Below are 24,852 nucleotides of genomic sequence, written 5' to 3' on the forward strand. Positions count from 1 at the left end.
TTTTTTGTACGTCAGGTCGCGCGCGTCGAGGAAGGCCCACAACGTGCCGAGCCCGACGGTGAGGCCATGCTCGTCCTGCAACCGGGCGCGCATCTCCTCCAGGGTGATGTCGACCGTCTCGTCGATCAGCGTACGCAGGAACGTCTCGTACGGGTCGAGCTTGGAGCGGCGGGCACGCCCCTGCGGCCGGGCGGCCACCGTCCCAGTCGCGGCGAGCGCCGCCATCCAGCGGATCGCGGTTGCTTGGCCGACCCCGAAGCGGGCGGCCGCCTGACGGCGCGAGGTCGCCGCAGCCGCGGTCACCACCCGCTCGCGCAGGTCCAAGCTGTAGGGGCGGCCCATGCATCACTCCGGCTGTCGACCGGCCTGAGTGAATCAGCCTCCCAGCGCCGCGTGAACCCCACCAAGCCGACTCAGCCCAAACCGAAAACGCTCTAGAACGGGCGCGGGGCTCTCTCGGGCCGACCGCGCCGGTCTCGCGGAGGACGATCGGGCCGCACCCGTGACGGGTGCGGCCCTTCCACGGCGCGTCGCGCCTCAGGCGGCCTCGGTGAGGGCCTGCGCGACGGCGTCGAGGGCGGCCTCGGCCCCGGCCCCGTTCGGGCCGCCGGCCTGCGCCATGTCGCGGCGGCCGCCGCCGCCCTTCCCGCCGAGCGCCCCGGCCCCGGCCCGGACCAGCCCGACCGCGTCGTAGCGCGCGGTCAGGTCGTCGGTGACGCCGACCACCAGCCCGGCCTTGCCGTCCGGTCCGATGCCGACCACCGCCACGATGCCGGAGCCCAGGCGCTTCTTCTCCTCGTCGACGATCGGCTTGAGGTCGCGCATGTCGAGCCCCTCGATGACGGAGCGGCGGAAGGCCACCCCGCCGATCTCGGTCTGCTGCGCGCCCGAGCCCGGGCCGCCCTCGCCGCCCATGGCGAGCTTGCGACGGGTCTCGGCCAGCTCGCGCTCCAGGCGGCGCCGGTCCTCCATCAGCGCGGTCAGGCGGTCGGGCGCCTCCGAGACCGGCGCCTTGAGGATGCCGGCGAGCGCCGCCAGCGTCCGGGCCTCCTCGGCGCGGTGACGGCGCGCCGCGTCGGCGGTCAGCGCCTCGATCCGGCGCACGCCCGCGCCCACCGCGCTCTCGGCCACGATGGTGATCGCCCCGATATCGCCGGTGCGCGCGGCGTGAGTGCCGCCGCAGAGCTCCACGGAGAAGTTCTTGGCGCGCAGTTGCGCGGCGTCGCCGTCAACCGGAAGCCCCATCGAGACCACCCGGACCTCGTCGCCGTACTTCTCGCCGAACAGCGCGCGGGCGCCCGACGCGATCGCGTCGTCAACGGCCATCAGCTTCGTGACGACGGGTGCGTTCTGCAGCAGCACCGCGTTGGCGATGTCCTCGACGCGGCCGAGCTCGTCGGCCTCGATCGGCTTCGGGTGGCTGATGTCGAAGCGCAGCCGGTCGGGGCTGACCAGCGAGCCCTTCTGGGCAACGTGGTCGCCCAGCACCTGCCGCAGGGCCTCGTGGAGCAGGTGGGTGGCCGAGTGGTTGGCCCGGATCGCCCTGCGGCGGGCGTTGTCGACCTTCAGCTCGACCGGCTGGTCGAGGCCCACCGTCCCCTCCTCCACGGTGACGTGATGGACGAACACGTCGCCGAGCTTCTTCTGCGTGTCGGTCACCCGCGCCCGCACGCCCGGCGCCAGGATCAGGCCGGTATCGCCGACCTGGCCGCCCGACTCCCCGTAGAACGGCGTCTGGTTGACGAGGACGAGGCCGGTCTGACCAGCCTCGAGGGCCTTCACCTCGGCGCCGTCGCGCAGGAGCGCGGTCACGATGCCCTCGGCGGTCTCGGTCTCGTAGCCCAGGAACTCGGTGGCGCCGACGCGCTCGCGCAGTCCGAACCACACCGTCTCGGTCGCCGCCTCGCCCGAGCCCTTCCAGGCCTCGCGGGCCGCCTGCTTCTGGCGCTGCATCGCGGCCGCGAAGGCGTCGGTGTCCACGCCGATGCCGCGGGCCTTGAGGGCGTCCTGCGTCAGGTCGAGGGGGAAGCCGTAGGTGTCGTAGAGGGTGAAGGCGGTCTCGCCGGAGAGCTTGTCGCCCTCCCGGAGGTCGCGGCTCTCGGCGTCGAGGATCGACAGGCCCCGCTCCAGCGTGCGGCGGAAGCGGGTCTCCTCCAGCTTCAGGGTCTCGGCGATCAGGCTCTCGGCCCGCATCAGCTCCGGGTAGGCCTGGCCCATCTCGCGCACGAGGGTCGGCACGAGGCGGAACATGGTGGGCTCGCGGGCCCCCAGGATCTCGGCGTGGCGCATGGCGCGGCGCATGATCCGGCGCAGCACGTAGCCGCGGCCCTCGTTGCCCGGCAGCACACCGTCGGCCACCAGGAAGGAGGCCGCCCGCAGGTGGTCGGCGATCACCCGGTAGGACGCCATCGTGGCCGCCTCCGGCGTCCGCGAGACCGCGTGGGCCACCGCGTCGATCAGGGCGCGGAACAGGTCGGTGTCGTAGTTCGAGTGGACGCCCTGGAGGATCGCCGCCATGCGCTCCAGGCCCATGCCGGTGTCGATCGACGGCCGCGGCAGCGGGTTCCGGACGCCCGGCTCCAGCTGCTCGTACTGCATGAACACGAGGTTCCAGAACTCGAGGAAGCGGTCGCCGTCCTCGTCCGGCGAGCCGGGCGGGCCGCCCTGCAGCGCCGGGCCCTGGTCGATGAAGATCTCCGAGCAGGGGCCGCAGGGGCCGGTATCGCCCATCTGCCAGAAATTGTCGGAGGTCCCGATCCGGATGATCTTGTCGTCGGAGAAGCCGGCGATCTTCTTCCACAGGCCTGCGGCCTCGTCGTCGTCGGCGTAGACGGTGACGAGGAGCTTGTCGGGCTTGAGGCCGAACTCCTTGGTGATCAGCGTCCAGGCCAGCTCGATCGCGCGGTCCTTGAAGTAGTCGCCGAACGAGAAGTTGCCGAGCATCTCGAAGAACGTGTGGTGGCGCGCGGTGTACCCGACATTGTCGAGGTCGTTGTGCTTGCCGCCGGCCCGCACGCATTTCTGCGCCGTCGTCGCCCGGTCGTAGGCGCGCTTCTCCATCCCGGTGAAGACGTTCTTGAACTGCACCATGCCGGCGTTCGTGAACATCAGCGTCGGGTCGTTCTTCGGCACGAGGCTCGAGGACGGCACGACCTCGTGGCCCGCCTTGGCGAAGTAGTCGAGGAAGGTCGACCGGATCTCGTTGACGCCGCTCATCGGGGCTGACTCTGGCAGGACGGACGGGAAAGGGCGGCCGCGCGTCATCCGCCCGGCACCCGCATGGCGCCCTCTTAAGGAGGGATGCCGCGCGAGTCACGGGCGGCCTGCCCCGAAATCTCCACGGGACGCCGCAACTCGGCCACAAGCGCGGCCGTGTTGTCGCCACATCTGTCAAGCGATGGTGAGTCCGTAGCGCCACAGCGGCGTGTGGAGAGTCGGGATAACGATGCAGGGCCGCACGGTCGGATCGCCGAGGACCATCACCGGCAAGCAGGGCCATTTCGGCTCGGGCCGCGCCGACGTGATCGCCGCACAGCCCATGCTGGGCCGTGCCCATGGCAGCCGCCCCGCGCTGTTCCGCTCCCTGCTCACCGTCTCGATGATCGCCGGCGGCCTCAGCGCCGCGCTGATCGGGTCGGGCGTGGACCTCGCCAAGGTCGGCCTGTCGCCGGCCGTGTCGGTCGCGGAGGCCGCCACCGAGCTCCCGATGCCGCGCCCGCGCATCCACACCGTCGCCCTCACCACCCCGCTGGAGCAGACGCCGCTGCGCGCCGCCGCGAGCTTCGCCCCGGTGCACGACCTCGACACCGAACTCGGCTCCAACACGGTCGACCGCGTGTCGTACGACTTCCTGCTCTCCGAGAGCGCCGTCGGCGATCCGAACGACATCCTCGAGTTCGGCCCGATGAAGATCCGGCGCCACCTCGTGCAGACGATCGTCCGGGCGGCCCAGGCCGTCCAGACCGATCCGGTGCTGCTGATGGCGGTAGCCGACAAGGAATCGAGCTTCGTCACGGCGGTCCAGGCCAAGACGTCCTCGGCGACGGGCCTCTACCAGTTCATCGAGCGGACCTGGCTCGGCGTGGTTCGCGACTTCGGCGCCAAGTACGGGCTGGAGAAGGACGCGGCGCTGATCACCTCCGACGCCAACGACCGGCCGGTGATCACCGATCCGGCGGAGCGCGCCCGGGTGCTGGAACTGCGCCGCGACCCGTACCTCTCGGCGCTGATGGCCGGCGAGATGCTGAAGCGCGACGCGGCCCGCATCGCCCTGCGCATCGGCCGCGAGCTGACCCTCGGCGAGGTCTACCTCGCCCACTTCCTCGGACCGGACGACGCCGAGGAGTTCCTCGCCAACGTCGTGAACAAGCCGGCCGCCGCCGCGGCGGCCCTGCTCCCGGGGCCGGCCCGGGCCAACCGCTCGATCTTCTTCGCCGCCGGGCGCTTCGTCGGGCGCGGCCGCCACCGCAAGCCCCTGAGCCTGTCGGTCGCTCAGGTGCACGAGAAGTTCGAGGCGATGATGAGCACCCGCGGGACGCGCTACCAGAACGTCCGCCAAGTCTCTGGAATCATGGCGTATGCCGACGCGGACGCCGGGCTCGCCACGCAGTAACGGCTCTGTGACGCCGGGCGTGATTCCGAACGCCCGGCGCAACCAGCGGCGGATTGCCGACTTTCCTCCTTCGAGCGCCGCATCCTCGAGCGGCGCGGAAGTCGACTTCGGGGGGAGTCCTTGAAAAAGCACCAGACGAGCGCACCCCTGCCGCTCACCGATACGCTGTCACCGGGTATTCCGCTCGATCAGATCGGTCAGAAACTGGCGTCGTTCTACGATGATCTGGTCACCGAGGGTGTGCCCGAACACCTCGCGGCCCTTGTCCGCCGCGTGCGGCAGAACGAGGGCGACGAGGCCGCCCTGGGCGCGCCGAGCGTCGTGGCGGCCGAGGCCGGTCCGCCGCGTCTCGCGCTCGTCGTGGAGGACGATCCCGAGATCCGCGCGCTCGCCGAGACCCTCTTGGAGGAAACCGAACTCGACGTGGTCGGGTGCGACAGCGCCGAGGCCGCCCTGTCGGTCCTCCAGGCGCGCGGGGGCGACGTCGCCCTCGTCTTCGCCGACGTCCGGCTGGCCGGCGAGATGGACGGCCTCCAGCTCGCCCGCGCGGTGGCGACCCTGTGGCCCCGGGCCCGTCTGGTGATCACCTCGGGCCACGGCATTCCCCGCCCCGAGCTGCCGGCCGAGGCCGTCTTCATCGCCAAGCCGTGGCGCCCCCTCGACGTGCTGGTCGAGGCCGAGCGCGCCGCCGCCGACCCGGCCCCGCCGGTGGTCTGAGGCGTTCCGCGCGGCCGGGCCCGGCCCTTGCATCGCCGGTGACCGCGTCGGCGCGAGCCCGGAGCCTGCGACTTGCCGATCCTCTCCGTCCGCCACCGCACGGTCTACCGGTACCGGCGTCCGGTCGCCTTCGGCGAGCACCGGATCATGTTCCGGCCGCGCGACAGCTACGATCAGCGGCTGATCGCGGCGACCCTCGACATTGCCCCGGAGCCGGCCGCCCTGCGCTGGCTGTTCGACGTGTTCGGCAACTGCGTGGCGGTCGCGACCTTCGACACCCGCGCCGAGACCCTGACCTTCGACTGCGGCATCACCCTCGACCACACCCCGGAGCACGCACCGGTCTTCCCCCTGGCGCCGCACGCGACCCACTACCCGTTCGGCTACGGGGCGGAGGACATGCCGGACCTCGCCCGCTCCATCGAGCGGCAATGGCCGGACCCGCGGCACGAGGTCGATGCCTGGGCGCGGAGCTTCCTGCCGCCGCAGGGCCGTATCCCGACGCAGGAGCTGCTGGCCGCGATGACGCGCAGCGTGCGGGCGAACTTCACCTACCTCGCCCGCTCCGAGAAGGGCGTGCAGGACCCGCTCACGACCCTGCGCACGAAGCTCGGCTCGTGCCGGGACTTCGCGGTGCTGATGATGGAGGGCGTCCGGGCGCTCGGCATGGCCGCCCGCTTCGTCTCCGGATACCTCTACAACCCGCGCAACGACCGGGCGCGCCACGTCGGCGGCGGCTCCACCCACGCCTGGCTGCAGGTCTACCTGCCGGGCGCCGGCTGGGTCGAGTTCGACCCGACCAACGGCATCGTGGGCAACCGCGACCTGATCCGCGTGGCGGTGACCCGCGATCCGGCCCAGGCCGTGCCGCTGCACGGCTCCTTCTTCGGCCTCGCCAGCGACGATCTCGGCATGCGCGTCGACGTCGACGTGGTGGAACTGCCTGCCGACGGGCCGGCGGCCCGAACCGTGCAGGGGCCGGAGACGTCCCTGGCGCGTTGAGTTCGCGCGCACCCGGACTCGGAACGAGCGTGCGTGGCGACTCCGCGCGGACGGCGACAGAGCAAGGTGGCCCCGATGAAGATCAGGACCGGTTTCGATATCGCTTTCACGCTGTCGCAGCCGACACCGATGATCCTGATGCTGAGCGTCCATCCCTCGCGGATCGACGACGTGCTGACCCCGCACGCGATCGGGTTCGATCCGCCGCTCGAGGCGCGGACGTACCGGGACGGCTTCGACAACATCTGCCACCGCATCGTCGCGCCGCCCGGTCAGCTGACCATCGCGGCCGACTTCACGGTCGAGGATTCGGGCGAGCCCGATCCGGTCGTGCCGGACGCCCGGCAGATCCCGGTCCAGGACCTGCCCGACGACGTCCTGATCTTCCTCCTGGGCTCGCGCTACTGCGACACCGACAAGCTCTCGCAGACCGCGTGGTCCCTGTTCGGCGGCACGCCGGAGGGCTGGGCCCGCGTCCAGGCGATCGTCGACTACACGCACGAGCGAATCCGCTTCGACTATCAGCGCGCCGACGCGACCCGGAGCGCGCACGACGCCTTCATGCAGCGCGAGGGCGTGTGCCGGGACTTCGCGCACCTGGCGATCACCCTGTGCCGGTGCATGAACATCCCGGCCCGCTACGCCACCGGATACCTCGGCGATATCGGCGTGCCGAAGGACCCGGCGCCGATGGACTTCTCCGCGTGGTTCGAGGTCTTCCTGGAAGGGCCCGAGGGGCCGCGCTGGTACACGTTCGACGCCCGCCACAACCGGCCCCGCATCGGCCGCATCGTCATGGCCCGCGGCCGCGACGCCACCGACTGCGCCATCTCGACGAACTTCGGCTACGCCCACCTCGCGCGCTTCGACGTCCACACGGACGAGGCCCCCTGAGCCGCGCACGCGTTCGTGATATCGCGCACCGCACGGCCAAGCCGGCCTGCGTATTCCGCCGGACAGCAAATTCCGGGCGGAAGTATGGAACTGCTAGCCTATGCTCACGCTTGTAATGGCAAAGGTTATTGCACAGGTAGGCCACTCATGAAGACCACGGTCACCGCACTCGCCGCGCTCCTCGGCGTGTCTGTTCTTGCCGCCACGCCCGTCCTCGCCGCTTCGTCGTACGATCCCTTCGGCACGGATAGTGCCGACGAGTACTACTCCGATCAGGGACAGTACGGTTACCAGGGCTCTTACGCCCCGGGCTACGGCCAGGGCGTGCAGGCCGCGCCGCAGGCGCAGGTCCAGCCGATCCCCCGCGAGATCGTCGCGTTCAACGCGCCCTACGCGCCCGGCACGATCGTGGTCTCCACCGCCGAGCGGCGCCTGTACTACGTGCTCGGCAACGGTGAGGCGATCCGCTACGGCGTCGGCGTCGGCCGTCCGGGCTTCAGCTGGAGCGGCACCAACAAGATCACCGCCAAGCGCGAGTGGCCGTCGTGGACGCCCCCGAAGGCCATGATCGCCCGTCGTCCCGACCTGCCGCGTTACATGGCGGGCGGCATCGAGAACCCCCTCGGCGCCCGGGCCATGTATATCGGCAGCACCGAGTACCGTATCCACGGCTCCAACGAGCCGGACACGATCGGTCAGGCGGTCTCGTCGGGCTGCATCCGGATGACCAACGACGACGTCACCGACCTGTACGAGCGTGTGAAGGTCGGCGCCAAGGTCGTCGTCCTGAACTGAGCGCGCGGCGCGGGATCACCCGCGCCCCTTGCCCGCCTGTGCCGCACGGGCCGCGTCATCCCACCCGGGGGCGCGGCCCGTCGCGTGTGCGGTCGCCTGCGCGGGGCTGTGCCTCAGGGAACGACGCGGCCGACGGCCGTCTGCGGCGGGCTGAACGAGGCGATCGGCATGTCGCAGAAGCAGCGCACGCCGAGGGGCCGCGGCCCCGGCAGCGGGCAGGAATACGGCTTCGGGCCGGTGATTCCCTGCTGGACGGCGTCGCAATTGTAGCCGACCGGGGGGCGCTGCGCCCGGCGCGGGACCGGCCGGTAACCGCCGTCGTAGCCCGGATCGTCGTAGTACTGGGCGAAGGCCGTGCTACTCGGAGCGACGGCGGCGAGCGCCAGGGCGGCGACCGCCAGACGGAGAGGTCCACGCAGGCCGGATCGGCCGGAAACAGTGAGGCGCATCCCTGAACCCTTCACTCGGCGCGGACCCAACGCGTCCGCCCGGCGGCTCTCGGCGGCAATACCGGCGAAAACGAGACGGCCCGCCCCCCGGATCGGGAGCGGGCCGCGGCCCCGTTCGTCGGTGCGAGCGTCAGTGCGACGCGCGCTCGGCGGCGTCCTGGGCGTTCTGGGCCGTCTGCTTCGCGGCGTCCTGGCCCTGCTCCATGGCCTTGCGGGCCTCGTCGGCACCCTGCTGCATCGCCGACTTGGCGCGCTCGGCGCCCTGCTGCATCGCGCTCTGCGCGAGGCCGCTGAACTCCTTCGCCTGGGCCTGGATGGCGGCGAACTGGCTGCGGACGAACTCGGCCTGGTGCTGCATCGCCTCCTGCATGTCCCGGGAGCGGACGAGCTTCTGGGCGAGGTCGAAGGCCGCGTTCACGTTCTGCTCGGCATACTCGAAGCCGCGCGAGGACGCGTCCAGCGCGTTGGAGCGCGCCAGCTCGGCCGAGCCCTGCACGGTGTCGGCGGTGCGGCGAGCCGCGCCGATGAAGCTGTCGAACGCCTTCCGGGCCTGCTCGACGCTCTTCTCGGCGAAGTCGCGCATCTCGGCCGGAACTTCGTAGTTCGGGGGGTTGCTCATACGTCGTCTCCTCTCTTCATTGGCCTGTGGATGGCGCTTTGTGCGGTGCACAATAACTGATTCGCCGCCATATGCCACCCGCGCTCATGGCGTTAAGGTTGACATAACGTAAACGTGTGACGGTTGCGCCGAGAGTCCAGCGCCGCGGCGCGGGGGAGTTTACAATAGGGCTACGGTCGCGCGCGTTTCTCGGGCAAAGCGGGACCGTTGAGCGTCAGGATCGCGTTAGGGTTCGAGGTCGCGGGCTTTGGAGACGACAGTGACACCGACGGCCGCTGCAGCCCCGCCCGGGCTGGGGACTGCCTTCGCGACCTGGGAGCGCCTGCCCGCGCTGGCGGCCGCTCTGGGCGCGCGCGACGCCGTGCATCTCGTGATCGATCCGTCGGAGGCCCGGATCCTGTCCGCGTCCGAAGCGGCGGCGGGTCTCGCCGCGGTCCTGGACGGCCCGGCCCTCGCCGACCTGACCCGGCAGATCGCGACCGCGGTGGCGGGCGACGCCGCGCCCCGCCTCGCGCGCCTGCGCCTCGATGTCCGCCGGATCGCGCCGCCGGTCCTGTGCTGGCTGGCGCGCGGCGCGCAGGCCGACGGCCGGCCCGCGATCCTCATCGTCCCGACCGCGCCGGTGGCGGCTGGCCGCGCGCGTCCGATCCGCCCGCTCGATCCACCGGTCGACGCGCCCGCCGGGCATCCGGTGGCGGCGCGGGCGCTTCCCCAGGAGCCGCAATCGCCTCCGGCGACGCCGCTCCGGCGCGACGACCGCTTCCTCTGGCGCCTGGATGCCGCGGGTGTCCTGACGACCCTCACAGGCCCGGAGGCGCTCGCCGGGCTGGTCGGGCAGCGCTGGCAGGATCTGGCCGAGAGCGGGCGCCTCTTCGGCGCCGACGCCGTGCTGGCGGCCCTGCGCGACCGGCGCACCTTCCGCGGGGAACCGGCGGTCCTCGATGCCGGCACCGGGGCGTTCCGGGTCGACCTGTCCGGAGCCCCGCTCGGGCGGGGCGACGCGGCCTTCTCGGGCTTCGGCGGCTTCGGCCTGATCCGCAGCGCCCCGGCCGACAGCCCGAGACCGGTCGCGACGCCGGAGCCGACCCCGGAGCCCATGCCCGAGCGCGTTCCCGAGCGCGTTCCCGAGCGCGTTCCCGAGCGCGTTCCCATGCCCGTGCCCTCCGCGACGCCGGAGCCGGCAACGTCCGAGGTTGCCAAGCCCGCTGCTGGCCCGGCTGGGACCGGCGACGCCGCGATCCCTGTCGCGATTCCTGTCGCGATTCCTGTCGCGGTCGACGCGGATCCCGTCGCCGCGCCGCTGTCGAACGACGAGCACGCCGCGTTCCGCGAGATCGCCCGCGCGCTGGGCGCCCGCTACGCCGGTGACGAGGCCGGATCGGGGGCGCCCCGGACCGCGGGTGGGGCGGTGATGCCGTTCCCGGCGCCGCAGGCCGGTCCGGCGGAGACCGGCGCGACCGCCGCGGATCCCGATGTCGAGACCGGGCCGGTGGAGGCCGAGCCGGTCGCCGACGCGCCGCCGTCCCCGAAATCCGATCTCCTCGGCGGATTGCCGGTGCCGGTGCTGGTCCATCGCGACGGAGCGATCGTCGCGGCGAACCGCGCCTTCCTCGATCTGACCGGCCACCCCGACCTGCCGAGCCTCGCGCGCCTCGGTCTTCCGGGATTGCTGCCCGGCCTCCCCCCGGCGGAGACGGTCGACCCGTCCGCGCGCCGGACGACCGTCGCGACGGCCGACGGCGGCGCTCGTCCCGTCGAAATCCGGGCCGGCGCCCTCCCCTGGTCGGGCGCGACCGCGACGTGCCTGGTCGTGCGCCCGGTCGAGGACGCCGACGTCGCCGACGCCCTCACGGCCGAGCGCCTCGCCCGCGCCGCTGAGACCGAGCGGACGGCCAGCGCCGAGGCGACTCTGGACGCGCTGGAGACGGGCGTCGTCACGGTCGACGGGGCCGGGCGCATCGTCGCGCTGAACCGCGCGGCGGCCGGCCTGTTCGGCTGCGATCCGCGCGAGATCGTCGGCAGCAGCTTCGTCACGCTCTTCGACCGGGAGAGCGTCCTGACGGTCGCCGATGCCCTGAGGGGCACCGCCCCGGGGCGGCGGATCGTGCGCATCGACGGCGCTCCGATGTCGTTGACTGTGGCGGCGACGGCGGGCCGGCGCGTGGCCCAGATCGCCCGAGCCGAGGACGAGGCCCTCGCGCGGAGCGCGGAGGGCGGCCCGGAACCCGCGCCGGGCCGCGCCGATGCCCTCGACCGGCTCGGCTGCGCCGTCCGCGAGCCCGTGTCCGGGATCGTCGACCTGGCCGGCGCGATGCTGAAGGAACCGTTCGGCCCCCTCGGGGACGCGCGCTACCGGGGCTGCCTCGCCGAGATCAAGGCCTCGGGCGAGGCGATGCTGGAGCGCGTCGGGAAGCTCCTGGACCTCGCCGCCGTCGAGGCCGGCGCGCTCCACCTGGAGCCGCGCGCCCTCGACCTCAACGACGTCGTGGCGAGCTGTGTCGCCCAGCTCCAGGGGGAGGCAGCGCGGGGGCGCATCGTGATGCGGACGAGCTTCTCGACCGATATCGGCGACCTGGAGGCCGACGAGCGCTCGGTCAGCCGCGCGGCCAGCTTGGTGATCGAGAACGCGATCCGACGCTCCACGGCCGGCAGCCAGATCATCGTGTCCACCGGGTCCGCCGAGCGGGCGGGGATCGCCGTGCGGGTGCGCGAGACCGGCGCCGGCCACGCGCCGCGGGCGGCAGCGCCGCAGGGCGATGTCGAGGACGGGCTGGCGCTGCCGCGGGCGCTCGTGGAGGCCAATGGCGGGCGCCTGCAGCTCTCCGCCCGACCGGAAGACGGCACGCTCGTGGAGATCATCATGCCCGCGCGGCGGGCGGCCAACGGCTAGGGGTGAGCGCCCCCCACCCCCGCGGGGCGGAAACAGAGGGCCGCCGGTGACAGCGGCCTCGGGCGCGCGCGCTTGACAGCGCAGCATCGAAGCCCCAATCAGCCCTTACATTGCGCCCAATCTATTCACGGGAATTGAGCTGCGCAGGAGCGCGCCAAACTGCGATGATATCGTCATCGTAGATTGGCGGCTACGTTACTTTGGAAGTCCTGGCTGCGCGGCGGAGACCGCGATACGATCGGGCGCCAAAACAGGGATGGGACGCCATGGTAGGCAAGGTGATCGAGGTTCAATCCGCGTGGCGCGAGGGTGCGCACGTGGACGATGCCAAGTACCGGGAGATGTACGCGGCTTCGGTCGCCGATCCCAACGCGTTCTGGGCCGAGCACGGCAAGCGCATCGACTGGATGAAGCCGTTCTCGACGGTGAAGAACACCAGCTTCGAGCCCGGCAAGGTCTCGATCAAGTGGTTCGAGGACGGCAAGACCAACGTCGCCCATAACTGTATCGATCGCCATCTCGAGACCCGCGGCGACCAGACCGCGATCATCTGGGAAGGCGACAACCCCGAAGAATCCAAGCACATCACCTACCGCGAGCTGCATGCGCAGGTCTGCCGGATGGCCAACGTCCTGCGCAACCGCGGCGTCGGCAAGGGCGACCGCGTCACGCTCTACATGCCGATGGTCCCGGAGGCCGCCTACGCGATGCTCGCCTGCGCGCGGCTCGGGGCGATCCACGCCATCGTGTTCGGCGGCTTCTCGCCGGATTCCCTCGCCTCGCGCATCCAGGGCTGCGGCTCCAAGGTGGTGATCACCGCCGACGAGGGCCTGCGCGGAGGCCGCAAGGTGCCGCTGAAGGCCAATGTCGACGAGGCGATCAAGCGTCTCGGGACCGACCTCGTCGACCACGTGATCGTCGTGCGCCGCACCGGCGGCAGCGTCGCCATGGAGGCGGGCCGGGACGTCTACTACGACGAGGCCGCCGAGCAGGTGACGGACGAGTGCCCCGCCGTGGCGGTGGAGGCCGAGCACCCGCTCTTCATCCTCTACACCTCCGGCTCGACCGGGCAGCCGAAGGGCGTGGTGCACACCACCGGCGGTTACCTAGTCTACGCGTCGATGACGCACGAGTACGTCTTCGATTACCGCGAAGGCGACGTGTACTGGTGCACCGCCGATGTCGGCTGGGTCACGGGCCACAGCTACATCGTGTACGGGCCGCTCGCGAACGGCGCCACGACGCTGATGTTCGAGGGCATCCCGACCTACCCGTCGACCTCCCGGTTCTGGGAAGTGGTCGACAAGCACAAGGTCAACATCTTCTACACGGCGCCGACCGCGATCCGCTCGCTGATGGGCGGCGGCGAGGGACCGGTGAAGAAGACCTCGCGGCAATCGCTCCGCGTGTTGGGCTCCGTGGGCGAGCCGATCAACCCGGAAGCCTGGGAGTGGTACTACAACGTCGTCGGCGACCAGCGCTGCTCGATCGTCGACACGTGGTGGCAGACCGAGACCGGCGGCATCCTGATCACCCCGCTGCCGGGCGCCACCGCCCTGAAGCCGGGCTCGGCGACCCGGCCGTTCTTCGGCGTGAAGCCCGAGATGGTCGACGCCGAGGGCAAGGTCCTGGAGGGCGCCTGCGAGGGCAATCTCTGCATCGCCGATTCCTGGCCGGGCCAAATGCGCACGGTCTACGGCGACCACGAGCGCTTCGAGCAGACCTACTTCTCGACCTACCCGGGCAAGTACTTCACCGGCGACGGCGCCCGCCGCGATGCGGACGGCTACTACTGGATCACCGGCCGGGTCGACGACGTCATCAACGTCTCGGGCCACCGGATGGGCACCGCCGAGGTCGAGTCGTCCCTGGTCGCCCACCCGAAGGTGGCCGAGGCCGCGGTGGTGGGCTACCCGCACAACGTGAAGGGCCAGGGCATCTACGCCTACGTGACCCTGAACGACGGCGAGGAGGGCGACGACGCCCTGCGCAAGGAGCTCGTGACCTGGGTCCGCAAGGATATCGGGCCGATCGCCTCGCCGGACCTGATCCAGTTCGCGCCCGGCCTGCCCAAGACTCGCTCGGGCAAGATCATGCGCCGGATCCTGCGCAAGATCGCCGAGGACGATTTCAGCTCGCTCGGCGACACCTCGACGCTCGCCGAGCCGGCCGTCGTCGACGACCTGATCGAGAACCGGCAGAACCGGGGCTGATCGTACCCGCGCCGCCCCGGCGGCGCGGGTTCGGACCGGGGCGGGTGCCGGGGCGGCGCCCGCTCCCAACAAGAACCACGAGTCTCAACGCGAAGAACCGGGGGGCCAGAGCAGGCCCTCGCGGGAGGAACACCCATGAGCGGCACGACACTGAACACCCGAGGGCGCGCGGCGCCCCCGGGACCACGCCCACGCGAGACCGCCGCCGATCCGCAGGTCGAGCGGATCGCCCGGACACCCGAGTTCCAGCAGCTCGTTCACGAGCGCACCCGCTTCGCCTGGATCCTGACGATCCTGATGCTGGTCGTCTATTTCGGCTTCATCGGCCTGATCGCCTTCGACAAGTCGCTCCTCGCCGTGAAGGTCGGCGGCACCGCCTCCCTCGGCCTGTTCGCGGGCGTGTTCGTGATCCTGTTCGCCTTCGCGCTCACGGGGGTCTACGTCGCCCGGGCCAACACGCGCTTCGACGCGCTGAGCGAAGCCCTGAAGCGGAGCGTGGCCCGATGAACCGCCTCCTCCTCGGCCTGACGCTCGCCACCATCGTCGCGAGCGCCGCCTACGCGGCCGGCCCGGATCTCGGTGCCGTCGCGCAATCGGCCACGAACTGGCCGGCCATCCTGATGTTCCTGTTCTTCGTGCTGCTGACGCTCGGCATCACCTACAAGGCCGCCAAGGGCACCAAGTCGGCCGCCGACTTCTACGCGGCGGGCGGCGGCATCTCGGCCGGGACGAACTCGCTCGCGATCGCCGGCGACTACATGTCGGCGGCCTCGTTCCTCGGCATCTCCGGCCTCGTCTACACCTCGGGCTTCGACGGGCTGATCTACTCGACGGGCTTCCTGGTCGGCTGGCCGATCGTGCTGTTCCTGATCGCGGAGCGCCTGCGCAACCTCGGCAAGTTCACCTTCGCCGACGTGGCGAGCTTCCGCCTCGACCAGACCGCGATCCGCATCATCTCGGCGGTGGGCACCCTGGTGGTGGTGGCCTTCTACCTGATCGCCCAGATGGTCGGCGCGGGGAAGCTGATCCAGCTCCTGTTCGGCCTGCCCTACCTCTACGCGGTGATCATCGTCGGCGTCCTGATGATCGTCTACGTCGCCTTCGGCGGCATGAAGGCGACCACCTGGGTGCAGGTGATCAAGGCCTGCCTGCTGCTCGGCGGCGCGACCTTCATGGCCGGCGCGGTTCTGTACAAGTACGGCTTCAACCCGGAATCGCTGTTCGCCAACGCCGTTCAGGTCCACCCGAAGGGCGACGCGATCATGGCGCCGGGCGGTCTGGTGTCGAACCCGGTCGAGGCGATCTCGCTCGGCGTCGGCCTGATGTTCGGCACCGCCGGGCTGCCGCACATCCTCATGCGGTTCTTCACGGTCTCGGACGCCCAGGCCGCCCGCAAGTCGGTGTTCTACGCCACCGGCCTGATCGGTTACTTCTATATCCTGACCTTCATCATCGGCTTCGGCGGCATCGCGCTGCTGATGTCGGACCCGGTCTACTTCAAGCTCGGTCCGGCCGGCGCGTTCGACAAGCTGAAGGACATGATCGGCGGCACCAACATGGTGGCGGTGAACCTCGCCAACGCGGTGGGCGGGCCGTACTTCCTCGGCTTCATCTCCGCGGTGGCCTTCGCGACGATCCTCGCGGTCGTCGCCGGGCTCACGCTCGCCGGGGCCTCGGCGATCAGCCACGACCTCTACGCCCAGGTGATCGCCCGCGGGCGCACCACCGAGAAGCACGAGGTCAACCTGTCGAAGATCTCGGCCGTGGTGATCGGGATCGTGGCGATCTACCTCGGCTACGTGTTCGAGAACCAGAACGTCGCCTTCATGGTCGGCCTCGCCTTCGCGGTGGCGGCGAGCTGCAACTTCCCGGTGCTGGCCATGTCGATCCTGTGGCGCGGCACCACCACCTGGGGCGCGCTTGCCGGCGGCCTCGTCGGCCTGCTCGCGGCGGTCATCATGGTGGTGCTGTCGAAGGCCGTGTGGGTGACCACGCTGGGCAATCCCGCCCCGCTCTTCCCCTACGACAACCCGGCGCTGTTCTCGATGCCGCTGGCCTTCGCGACGATCTGGGTCGTCTCCCTCGTGGACAAGTCCCGCCGGGCCCAGCGCGAGCGGGCCGCCTTCGAGGCGCAGTACGTGCGCTCCGAGACCGGCATCGGGGCGGCCGGCGCGCACGCGCACTGACGGCCTTCCGAAGCGTCGAACAGGCGGAGGGCGCGGCGCGAGCCGCGCCCTTCGTCGTTCCGGTGACAACTGCGTACGCGCCCATGTTGATGGGAGTCTTCACGATCGCTTTACCGGTTGACCGCTCCAATCGGTGCGATAACGCATAGGTGATCTGCGCCGTGCGCAGAACCGCCCGGGAATCGGGCCGGTGAGCGGGCGATCCGTGTCGCGGGCCGCCCAAATGCGTCTGGGAGGACCTGTTTCATGGCTGTGGCAACCGCGAGTGCGCGGACAGGGGACGCCGCGAGGCCGATGACGTCGGCCGAGAAGCGGGTGATCTTCGCGTCCTCGCTCGGCACCGTGTTCGAGTGGTACGATTTCTATCTCTACGGCTCGCTGGCGGCGATCATCGGCGCGCAATTCTTCTCGGCCTACCCGCCGGCCACGCGCGACATCTTCGCCCTGCTGGCCTTCGCGGCCGGCTTCATCGTCCGCCCGTTCGGCGCCCTCGTGTTCGGCCGCGTCGGCGACCTCGTCGGCCGCAAGTACACCTTCCTCGTCACGATCCTGATCATGGGTCTGTCGACCTTCATCGTCGGCATCCTGCCCAACGCGGCGACCATCGGCATCGCGGCGCCGATCATCCTGATCGTCCTGCGCCTCGCCCAGGGCCTCGCGCTCGGCGGCGAGTACGGCGGCGCGGCGACCTACGTGGCCGAGCACGCCCCCAACGGCCGGCGCGGCTTCTACACGAGCTGGATCCAGACGACCGCGACCCTGGGCCTGTTCCTGTCGCTGATGGTGATCCTGGCGACCCGGACCATCACCGGCGAGGCCGCCTTCGCCGAGTGGGGCTGGCGCATCCCGTTCCTGGTCTCGGTGCTGCTGCTCGGCATCTCGGTCTGGATCCGTCTCCAGCTCTCCGAATCCCCGGCCTTCCAGAAGATGAAGGAGGAGGGCAAGACCTCGAAGGCGCCGCTCACGGAGGCGTTCGGCCAGTGGCGGAACGCGAAGTTCGCGATCATCGCCCTGTTCGGCCTCGTCGCCGGCCAGGGCGTGGTCTGGTACACGGGCCAGTTCTACGCGCTGTTCTTCCTGCAATCGATCCTGAAGGTCGACGGCTACACGGCCAACCTGCTGATCGCGTGGTCGCTGCTCTTCGGCACCGGCTTCTTCGTGGTCTTCGGCTGGCTGTCCGACAAGATCGGCCGCAAGGTCATCATCCTGGCGGGCTGCGCGATCGCGGCGGCGACGTTCTTCCCGATCTTCAAGGGGATCACCTCGACGGCCAACCCGAAGCTCGAGGCGGCGATCGAGAACGTGAAGGTGACGGTGACGGCCGATCCGGCCGCCTGCGGAACCCTGTTCAACCCGGTCGGGACCCGGGTGTTCACCCAGCCCTGCGACCTCGCCCGCGACTTCCTGTCCAAGTCGTCGGTCCGCTACTCGACCGCCCCCGGCGCGGCCGGCCAGCCCACCACGATCCGGGTCAACGACACCGAGATCCCGTACCCGCAGGGCGGCAACGTCGAGGCCAACAAGGCCACGACCGCCGCGCTGCAGGCCGCGGGCTACCCGAAGGCCGGCGACCCCGAGATCGTCAAGATGTCGAACCCGTTCGACATCTTCCGGCCGCAGGTCGCGCAGGTGATCGGCCTGCTGTTCATCCTCGTGCTCTTCGTCACGATGGTCTACGGCCCGATCGCCGCCATGCTGGTGGAGCTGTTCCCGACCCGGATCCGCTACACCTCGATGTCGCTGCCCTACCATATCGGCAACGGCTGGTTCGGCGGCCTCCTGCCGGCGACCGCCTTCGCCATGGTGGCCCAGACCGGCGATATCTATTTCGGCCTCTGGTACCCGATCGTCATCGCGGTCGCGACAGTGATCATCGGCGTGTTCTTCGTGCCGGAGACCAAGGATCGCGACATCTTCGCCGACACCTGATCGGCGCGAGCCGGCCAGACCGAGGTCCGGCGCGTGTCAAAGACGCCCAGGCAGCTCACGCTGCCTGGGCGTTCTCGTTCGTACGGCACGACGCGGCCGTCCCGCTTGTGTCGGGCCTGCAACGCGGCGGCGAAATAGCGACCCGTGCGGTTCCTCACGGATTGCGTTTCGTCTGATCCTATACGGATGTGTCAAGTATCGAGGCCCGGCGGAAACAGGCCTCCACCGACCGGATCCGGAGAGTCAATTGTCCTGGTTCAAACTTTTGATGTTGCGAGAGGCGACTTATTGCAACTGCAAGTAATCTGACCGACGACCCTGAGCTCATCGAGGGCGCGCCCGTCACCCGAGCCTGGACAAGATTTAACCTGCCGACAATCGGCCCGGTGGAACCCGATGCGGTACGAGCCCGTATCGGCTTTCCCTCCGCACCGGGCCCCTGGGATATCGAACGTGAACACCGTCCTGACACTTCTGCGCAGTCAGCCCGGCACGAAGCCACCGCTTCTCCTTGTGATTACCTGGTCCCTCGTCGCCGCTGGGCTCTGGATTCTGATCAACGGGTACGCCGGACGGCTGGTCTGGTGGTGGTGATGCGCCTCACCGCCCCCGATCGCTCTCGGGGTACCCGGTGAGATAGGCGCCGAGGAGATACCCCGCCTGATGCGCGGTGAGATATCCCAACACGATCAGGACGCGCAGCAGGTCGATCCCGTAGACCGACACGAAGATCGTCGTGGCGGTGAACAGGATCACCGACGAGGTCAGGGCGAGGATGATCACCGAGTAGGATCGGCCGAGAAGCCATCCCACGAGAAACAACAGCGCTGCGACCACCATCTCGTCACTCGACCCGGAGCTGTTCCAGGAAGTTCTCCACGCGAGCTTCCGGCGCATTTCCCCGCGATGATGGCGTGCGGCCGAGAAAATTTCAACCCGCGGCGCAGACACCGCGCCTATTCGATAAGTTTGGAATATTACACCCGTAATGTTGCACCAAAGATAGTTTTCCCGAACGCCGACCATTCATTGCCGAGCTTGGTCGAGCACCGCGTCTGTTCACGGCAATGCTGGGCGGAAGCGCCCGCTCGGCAAACAATCGACCCGGCCGATCCGATCGCGGCGTATCGTTAACGCGGCGCGGCGGCGCGACCGCGAGCGTTCCGGGGCGTCCGGACCGGTGCGGCCGCCCCCGAGGTGGCGCGCCGTCCCGGAGGGCGGGAGACGGCCCGCCGGCTCAGTGCCGGAAGTGGCGGTGCCCCGTCAGGACCATGGCGAGACCGGCCTCGTCGGCCGCCGCGACCACGTCCGCGTCGCGCATCGAGCCGCCGGGCTGGATCACCGCGGTGGCGCCCGCCTCGGCGGCCGCCATGAGGCCGTCCGCGAACGGGAAGAACGCGTCCGACGCCACCACCGAGCCGACAGCGAGGCTCTCGGCCAGCCCGAGACGCTTCGCCCCCTCGGCGGCCTTCCAGGCGGCGATGCGCGAGGAATCGACCCGGGACATCTGGCCCGCGCCGATGCCGACCGTGGCGCCGGCCTTCGCGTACACGATGGCGTTCGACTTCACGTGCTTGGCCACCCGGTAGGCGAACCGGAGATCGGCCAGCTCGGCCTCGCTCGGCGCGCGCTTGGTCACGACCGTGAGCGGCATGTCGTCGACGACCGCCGCGTCCCGGCTCTGGACCAGCAGCCCGCCCGCGAGGGTCCGCACGGTCTCCCCGCCGGCCCGCGGGTCGGGCACGCCGCCGGCCAGCAGCAGGCGCAGGTTCTTCTTGCCGGCCACGATGGCCGCCGCCTCGGGCGTGGCGTCGGGGGCGATGATCACCTCCGTGAAGATCTCGACGATCCGGCGGGCCGCCTCGGCGTCGAGGGTCCGGTTCAGGGCGACGATGCCGCCGAACGCGGAGGTCGGGTCGCAGCTCAGGGCCCGCTCGTAGGCCTCGAGCAGGCTCGCCCCCTCGGCGACGCCGCAGGGGTTGGCGTGCTTGATGATGGCCACGGCGGCGGTCCGGGCCGGGTCGAACTCGGCCACGCACTCGTAGGCGGCGTCCGTGTCGTTGAAGTTGTTGTAGGACAGCTCCTTGCCCTGGAGCTGGCGGGCGGTGGCCACGCCCGCCCGGACCTTACCGGGGGCGCGGTAGAAGGCGGCCGACTGGTGGGGGTTCTCGCCGTAGCGCAGTTCCTGGCCCAGGGAACCGCCGAAGGCCCGGAAGCGGGCCGGCGCCTCGGCGCCGAAGCGGCCCGCCATCCAGTTGGCGATGGCGGCATCGTAGGAGGCGGTGCGGGCGAAGGCCTTCTGCGCCAGGCTCCGGCGCAGATCCGCGCCGAGTGCGCCGTCCTGCGCCTCGAGGGCGGCGAGGACGCCGGCATAGTCCGACACGTCGGTGACGACGGCGACATCCGCGTGGTTCTTGGCCGCCGCGCGGATCATGGCCGGGCCGCCGATATCGATGTTCTCGATGCAGTCGGCGTCGGACCGGTCGGCCGCGATGGTCGCCTCGAACGGGTAGAGGTTGACCACGAGGAGATCGATGGCGCCGATGCCGTGGGCGGCGAGCGCGGCCTGGTGCTCCGGGTTGTCGCGGATGGCGAGCAGGCCGCCGTGGACCGCCGGGTGCAGCGTCTTGACCCGGCCGTCCATCATCTCCGGGAACCCCGTCAGGTCGGCGACCTCGGTGACCGGCAGGCCGGCCTCCTGCAGGGTCCGGTGAGTGCCCCCGGTCGAGACCAGCGCGATGCCGCGGGCGTGGAGCGCCCGGGCGAAGTCGACGAGGCCGGTCTTGTCCGAGACCGAGAGGAGCGCGCGGGAGACCCGCACCTGATCGTGCGCCATAGCTTCGTGCCGAAAGTTCGAGATTTTCCGGCGCGGTAGCATGGAAACGGTGAGCCCGGCCAGCCGGCCCTGTCCGGAGACCCGTCAGGGCGCCACGCCGCGCAGGGGCGCGGAGGCCCGACGCTCGAAGTTCCACCGGACTTCCACATCGTCGGATACCCGCAGATGAAGGACGATCTGGTCGGTCCGGCGCGGTCCGGTCAGGCCCGAGAAGTAGACGCTCTCCTCGATGGCGATCTCGGCGTTCTCGGCGCTGAACACCCAGACCTCCCCGAGCGCCGAGGCGAGTTCCAGCCCCTCCGGGACGCTGCGCACCGCGATGCCGGGATGCAGGTGGAAACGGATCGCCACGTCCTGCGGGCGCAGCCGCCGCCCGCGGCTGAGCCCCTTGCCCTGGCGCAGGAAGGCGTCGCGGCCCTCCAGGCGCGCCGTCGCGTGGAAGAGCTGCCAGCGGCGCTCGTGCACGATGCCGAATTCGGGGGCGTAGCCGTTGTGCCGGGCCGCGAGGACGACGCTGTCGGCCTCCTCGGCCCGCTCGGCCGCCACCGCCGATGGACCGCTCAGGACCACGGGCCCGCGCCGACCGATCAGCCAGTCCGCCAGCAGCCGCTCGCCCCACCACCCGGTGCGGGTGAGGAACCGGCAGGATGAGGCGTGGGCCACCGAGGCCGTCGAATGGGCCGGCGTCGAGCGGGCGAGGAGGCGCAGATCCGCGCCGCTGGCCGGCAGGCCGCAATTGACCACGATGCGCTGCGGCCCGCTCGACATCTCGAAGGCGAGGCAGCCCGCACCGGCATTCACCGCGTAGGGCAGCGGCGGGCTGGCACCGACATCGGCGACGATCACCACCCGGCCGCCCTCCAGGCGCTCGTAGCCCGAATTCGGCGCGTGCATCAGCGGGCGGGCGAGCGCGCCGTCGTAGACCAGCAGGGTCGCGAGATGGTCCGCGTCCGTGGCGCCCATGCCGTTGAAGTGGCTCAGCGAGGCGTCCGGGTGGCGGAGCAGTCGCAGCAGCGGCAGCATCCGGTCGACCGCGCGCAGGAGCGCCAGCGGCGGCTCGACGCTGCGGCTCAGGTAGCTCTGCCGCAGCGGCAGGAGGTCGAGAAGCAGCTCCATGGCGTAGCGCGGGTCGCGGGAGCGGTGGCCGCCGTCGGTCAGGATCTGCCGGTCGAGCTCCCGCGTCAGGATGCGGGTCGCCCGGCGCAGGATCGGCTGGATGCCGTCGCAGCACAGGCCGGCGTAGCAGAGCGCCACCGCGGCGTTCAGGCGCCATTGCGGCGGCACACCGCGCCGGAGGTCGCGCTCGAGCTGCTGGGCGTTGCGGCCGATCGCCTTGAGGAAGTTCTGGTAGAAGCCGTGGTCGGCCCCCTCCAGAACGAGGGGCGACTGGCACAGGAACGAGATCAGCCGGCGCGCCGCCACCGGCGTCTGGCGGGCGAGCGCCGCGTCGCCGCGGCCGGCGATGAAATCGGCCACGAAGGCGCGGGCATTGGCGCGGGCCAGCGCGGTGTCGGCGGCGCGCAGGTGGCGCAGCCAGCCGAAGCCGTAGAGCTCGTCGGCCCATTCCGGCGACGGTGCCGCGTAGTCGAAGGGCGAGCCGCCGCTCGCCGCGAGCGATCGGCCGGCGAAGACGAACAACCCGGCATAGATGTCGTCCGCGAAGGTCGCGTCGGAGGTGCGCAGGTCCTGCGGCGCGATCACCAGGCCGGCGACCCGCATCCGGGCGAGGATGTCGGGCGGGGCTGTGACGCTGGCGCCGGCGGCGCGGACCGCGCGCGCGGTCTCGCGCGCGACGAGCCGATAGAAGCGCCAGCGGTCAGGCCCCCAAGCCACGCGATCTCCGAGCTACGCGTTCTGAAGGCCCCAAGGCCTTGAGCCCTCGCGCACGAGGATCGGCTGGCACCCGTTTCGTAAGGCTAGTGGGGGCCTCTTAACCGGCGGTTTACGCTATGTCATGTCCGACGCCGTGAAGGCGAAGGATCACGGCGGCGCGCCCTCCCGGCGGGCTAGCCCGGCATCAGCGCGGCGTCGAACGCCTTCAGGTTCGACCGCATCAGGTCGAGATACGTCGCGGCCGGGCCGTCCGGCGCCGAGAGCGCGTCGGAATAGACCTTGCCGCCGACGCGGGCGCCGCTCTCGCGGGCGATCTGCTGCATCTGGCGCGGGTCGCTGATGTTCTCGAGGAACACCGCCGGCACGCGCTCCTTCCGGATCTGGCGGATGATCGCGGCCACGTCCCGCGGGCTCGCCTCGCTGTCCGTCGACACGCCCTGCGGCGCGATGAAGCGCAGGCCGTAGGCCGCCGCGAAGTAGCCGAAGGCGTCGTGGGTCGTGATGATCCGCCGCCGCTCCGGAGGGATGCGGGCGATCGCCGCCCGGACGTCCCGCTCCAGCGCGTCGAGCTCGGCGAGGTAGGCGGCCGCCGCCGCCCGGTAGGCGTCGGCATGGGCCGGATCGACCTTGGCGAGGCCGTCCCGGATGTTCGCCACGTAGGTCCGCACGTTGGCGACGTCCTGCCAAGCATGCGGGTCCACGGCGTGGTCGCCGTGTCCGTGTGCGTGATCGCCGTCCTCGTGGGCGTGCTCGTCCTGCGCGGGGATCGGCTTCACGCCCGCGGAGGCCACCACCACGGGGGCGCGCGTGCCGGAGGCCCGGATCAGCCGGTCGAACCAGCCCTCCAGCCCGAGGCCGTTGACGAACACGATGTCGGCTTCCGCGAGCTTGCGCGCGTCGGCCGGGGACGGGCTCAGGCCGTGCGCGTCGGAGTCCGGACCGACCAGCGTCGCCACCGTCACGTGCGATCCGCCGACCTGCCGGACGAGGTCGCCCAGGATCGAGAAGGTCGCCACCGCCCGCACCGGCCGGTCCTGCGGTGCGGCCGAGGCCGGCCCCGCCGATCCGAACCACAGGGACAGGATCGCGAGCGCCGCGATCCGGAATGTTCTTGCCACGCGCCGCACCGCTCCACCTGCCGCAAACCCGTCGCGCCTGCCACTAATGTAACATTGTTACATACACAAGCGGGATACACGGCGGGTGCCCTATGCGCGGCGTTGGGCGCCGCCGCGGGCCGCGGCGACGTCCCGAGCGTGAGACGGAGATTTCCATGTCCCGACCTTTGACGGCGGCCATCCTGGTGACCGGGGCGCTCGGCCTCGGGCTCGCCGGCGCGGCGGTCGCGCGCGATCACGGACCCGAGGGCTTCCGCGGGCACGGCCGCTGGAGCGCGCTGACCCCCGAGGACCGCGCGGCCTTCACGGATGCCCGCATCGCCGCCCTGCATGCCGGCCTGAAGCTCAACGCCGACCAGGAGAAGCTGTGGCCGCCGGTGGAGACGGCGATCCGCGACATGGCCAAGCTGCGCCAGCAGCGCCGCGAGGCGATGCGCGACCGGCCGAAGTTCAGCGACGACGCCCCGGCGGCGCTGCGGGCGATGGCGGACGCGGCGAGCGCGCGGGGCGATGCCCTGCGCAAGCTCGCCGACGCGTCCCAGCCGCTCTACGCCAGCCTCGACCAGGACCAGAAGCGGCGCGCCATGATCCTCGCCCGGCCGATGGGCCCGATGGGCGGCCACGGCATGCGGGGCGGCTGGCACCGGGACCGCGGTGACGATCGCGGCGACGATCACGGGCCGCGCGGCGACGGCCGCTGAGCAAAAGCCTTGATCCGCGGCGGCGGCGGCGGCAAACCGCAGCCGCCGCGCATCCTGC

General features: G+C 71.0%; 19 protein-coding genes. 11 read left to right on the forward strand and 8 right to left on the reverse strand.

The annotated features are described in order from the left end of the window. On the reverse strand, positions 1-342 hold a 342-nt coding region (locus ACX9MN_RS20020; protein WP_489725242.1), incomplete at its 3' end, for a transposase. Positions 343-537: 195 nt separating this feature from the next. Beyond that, positions 538-3,216 (reverse strand): alanine--tRNA ligase, encoded by a 2,679-nt coding sequence (gene alaS, locus ACX9MN_RS20025; RefSeq protein WP_489725243.1) that lies wholly within the window; start codon positions 3,214-3,216, stop codon positions 538-540. Positions 3,217-3,445: 229 nt separating this feature from the next. On the opposite strand from alaS, the gene ACX9MN_RS20030 reads away from it, so the two are divergent. From ACX9MN_RS20030 to ACX9MN_RS20050, 5 genes are all read left to right on the forward strand, one after another. Then, a complete protein-coding gene (locus ACX9MN_RS20030) occupies positions 3,446-4,612 on the forward strand; it encodes a transglycosylase SLT domain-containing protein (protein ID WP_020092875.1) in 1,167 nt (388 codons plus the stop codon). Between the two features lie 120 nt (positions 4,613-4,732). Further along, entirely contained in the window at positions 4,733-5,329 is a 597-nt protein-coding gene (locus tag ACX9MN_RS20035; RefSeq protein WP_020092876.1) for a NepR family anti-sigma factor, read from the forward strand. A gap of 72 nt (positions 5,330-5,401) precedes the next feature. Beyond that, positions 5,402-6,331 carry a transglutaminase family protein gene (locus tag ACX9MN_RS20040; RefSeq protein ID WP_042672246.1) on the forward strand — a complete coding sequence of 310 codons (930 nt, stop codon included), beginning with the start codon at positions 5,402-5,404 and terminating at the stop codon, positions 6,329-6,331. A 75-nt stretch (positions 6,332-6,406) separates the two neighbouring features. Continuing rightward, positions 6,407-7,225 (forward strand): transglutaminase-like domain-containing protein, encoded by an 819-nt coding sequence (locus ACX9MN_RS20045; RefSeq protein ID WP_042672245.1) that lies wholly within the window; start codon positions 6,407-6,409, stop codon positions 7,223-7,225. A gap of 147 nt (positions 7,226-7,372) precedes the next feature. Then, a complete protein-coding gene (locus tag ACX9MN_RS20050) occupies positions 7,373-8,020 on the forward strand; it encodes a L,D-transpeptidase (protein ID WP_020092879.1) in 648 nt (215 codons plus the stop codon). A gap of 113 nt (positions 8,021-8,133) precedes the next feature. Here the strand turns inward: ACX9MN_RS20050 and ACX9MN_RS20055 are convergent, their stop codons facing one another. Further along, positions 8,134-8,469 carry a hypothetical protein gene (locus tag ACX9MN_RS20055; protein ID WP_489725244.1) on the reverse strand — a complete coding sequence of 112 codons (336 nt, stop codon included), beginning with the start codon at positions 8,467-8,469 and terminating at the stop codon, positions 8,134-8,136. Positions 8,470-8,599: 130 nt separating this feature from the next. Beyond that, a complete protein-coding gene (locus ACX9MN_RS20060) occupies positions 8,600-9,088 on the reverse strand; it encodes a phasin (protein ID WP_012322487.1) in 489 nt (162 codons plus the stop codon). 259 nt (positions 9,089-9,347) lie between these two features. Between ACX9MN_RS20060 and ACX9MN_RS20065 the strand changes: the two genes are divergently transcribed. The 5 genes from ACX9MN_RS20065 to ACX9MN_RS20085 all read left to right on the forward strand — a co-directional run bounded on the left by ACX9MN_RS20065 (position 9,348) and on the right by ACX9MN_RS20085 (position 18,306). Continuing rightward, entirely contained in the window at positions 9,348-11,978 is a 2,631-nt protein-coding gene (locus ACX9MN_RS20065; protein ID WP_489725245.1) for a PAS domain-containing protein, read from the forward strand. A 266-nt stretch (positions 11,979-12,244) separates the two neighbouring features. Then, positions 12,245-14,191, forward strand: a complete 1,947-nt coding sequence (acs, locus tag ACX9MN_RS20070; protein WP_489725246.1) for an acetate--CoA ligase — start codon at positions 12,245-12,247, stop codon at positions 14,189-14,191. 135 nt (positions 14,192-14,326) lie between these two features. After that, the gene (locus ACX9MN_RS20075; RefSeq protein WP_020092883.1) at positions 14,327-14,698 is read left to right on the forward strand and encodes a DUF485 domain-containing protein; all 372 of its coding nucleotides are present in this window, start codon (positions 14,327-14,329) and stop codon (positions 14,696-14,698) included. Further along, on the forward strand, positions 14,695-16,377 hold the full coding sequence (locus ACX9MN_RS20080) for a cation acetate symporter (RefSeq protein WP_103984863.1): 1,683 nt from the start codon (positions 14,695-14,697) through the stop codon (positions 16,375-16,377). Before ACX9MN_RS20075 ends, ACX9MN_RS20080 begins: the two co-directional genes overlap by 4 nt. A 294-nt stretch (positions 16,378-16,671) precedes the next feature. Then, the gene (locus ACX9MN_RS20085; protein ID WP_020092885.1) at positions 16,672-18,306 is read left to right on the forward strand and encodes an MFS transporter; all 1,635 of its coding nucleotides are present in this window, start codon (positions 16,672-16,674) and stop codon (positions 18,304-18,306) included. Positions 18,307-18,906: 600 nt separating this feature from the next. On the opposite strand, the gene ACX9MN_RS20090 is transcribed toward ACX9MN_RS20085, so the two are convergent. The 4 genes from ACX9MN_RS20090 to ACX9MN_RS20105 form a co-directional block, all read right to left on the reverse strand. Then, entirely contained in the window at positions 18,907-19,146 is a 240-nt protein-coding gene (locus ACX9MN_RS20090; RefSeq protein WP_020092886.1) for a hypothetical protein, read from the reverse strand. A gap of 397 nt (positions 19,147-19,543) precedes the next feature. Further along, the gene (gene purH / locus ACX9MN_RS20095) at positions 19,544-21,142 is read right to left on the reverse strand and encodes a bifunctional phosphoribosylaminoimidazolecarboxamide formyltransferase/IMP cyclohydrolase (protein WP_091925093.1); all 1,599 of its coding nucleotides are present in this window, start codon (positions 21,140-21,142) and stop codon (positions 19,544-19,546) included. Between the two features lie 84 nt (positions 21,143-21,226). Then, the gene (locus ACX9MN_RS20100; RefSeq protein ID WP_020092888.1) at positions 21,227-22,975 is read right to left on the reverse strand and encodes a heparinase II/III family protein; all 1,749 of its coding nucleotides are present in this window, start codon (positions 22,973-22,975) and stop codon (positions 21,227-21,229) included. A 173-nt stretch (positions 22,976-23,148) separates the two neighbouring features. Then, the gene (locus ACX9MN_RS20105) at positions 23,149-24,093 is read right to left on the reverse strand and encodes a metal ABC transporter solute-binding protein, Zn/Mn family (RefSeq protein ID WP_489725247.1); all 945 of its coding nucleotides are present in this window, start codon (positions 24,091-24,093) and stop codon (positions 23,149-23,151) included. A gap of 155 nt (positions 24,094-24,248) precedes the next feature. On the opposite strand from ACX9MN_RS20105, the gene ACX9MN_RS20110 reads away from it, so the two are divergent. Beyond that, positions 24,249-24,794 carry a Spy/CpxP family protein refolding chaperone gene (locus ACX9MN_RS20110; RefSeq protein WP_091682022.1) on the forward strand — a complete coding sequence of 182 codons (546 nt, stop codon included), beginning with the start codon at positions 24,249-24,251 and terminating at the stop codon, positions 24,792-24,794. Positions 24,795-24,852 lie beyond the last annotated feature (58 nt).

It is taken from the genome of Methylobacterium sp. 1A (genome assembly GCF_058072805.1).

Excerpts from the sequence above, each read along its gene's own strand:
- alaS (WP_489725243.1), bottom strand. The coding sequence starts at position 3,216 with ATGAGCGGCGTCAACGAGATCCGGTCGACCTTCCTCGACTACTTCGCC.
- ACX9MN_RS20030 (WP_020092875.1), top strand. The coding sequence starts at position 3,446 with ATGCAGGGCCGCACGGTCGGATCGCCGAGGACCATCACCGGCAAGCAG.
- ACX9MN_RS20045 (WP_042672245.1), top strand. The coding sequence starts at position 6,407 with ATGAAGATCAGGACCGGTTTCGATATCGCTTTCACGCTGTCGCAGCCG.
- ACX9MN_RS20050 (WP_020092879.1), top strand. The coding sequence starts at position 7,373 with ATGAAGACCACGGTCACCGCACTCGCCGCGCTCCTCGGCGTGTCTGTT.
- ACX9MN_RS20055 (WP_489725244.1), bottom strand. The coding sequence starts at position 8,469 with ATGCGCCTCACTGTTTCCGGCCGATCCGGCCTGCGTGGACCTCTCCGT.
- ACX9MN_RS20060 (WP_012322487.1), bottom strand. The coding sequence starts at position 9,088 with ATGAGCAACCCCCCGAACTACGAAGTTCCGGCCGAGATGCGCGACTTC.
- acs (WP_489725246.1), top strand. The coding sequence starts at position 12,245 with ATGGTAGGCAAGGTGATCGAGGTTCAATCCGCGTGGCGCGAGGGTGCG.
- ACX9MN_RS20075 (WP_020092883.1), top strand. The coding sequence starts at position 14,327 with ATGAGCGGCACGACACTGAACACCCGAGGGCGCGCGGCGCCCCCGGGA.
- ACX9MN_RS20080 (WP_103984863.1), top strand. The coding sequence starts at position 14,695 with ATGAACCGCCTCCTCCTCGGCCTGACGCTCGCCACCATCGTCGCGAGC.
- ACX9MN_RS20085 (WP_020092885.1), top strand. The coding sequence starts at position 16,672 with ATGACGTCGGCCGAGAAGCGGGTGATCTTCGCGTCCTCGCTCGGCACC.
- ACX9MN_RS20090 (WP_020092886.1), bottom strand. The coding sequence starts at position 19,146 with ATGGTGGTCGCAGCGCTGTTGTTTCTCGTGGGATGGCTTCTCGGCCGA.
- purH (WP_091925093.1), bottom strand. The coding sequence starts at position 21,142 with ATGGCGCACGATCAGGTGCGGGTCTCCCGCGCGCTCCTCTCGGTCTCG.
- ACX9MN_RS20110 (WP_091682022.1), top strand. The coding sequence starts at position 24,249 with ATGTCCCGACCTTTGACGGCGGCCATCCTGGTGACCGGGGCGCTCGGC.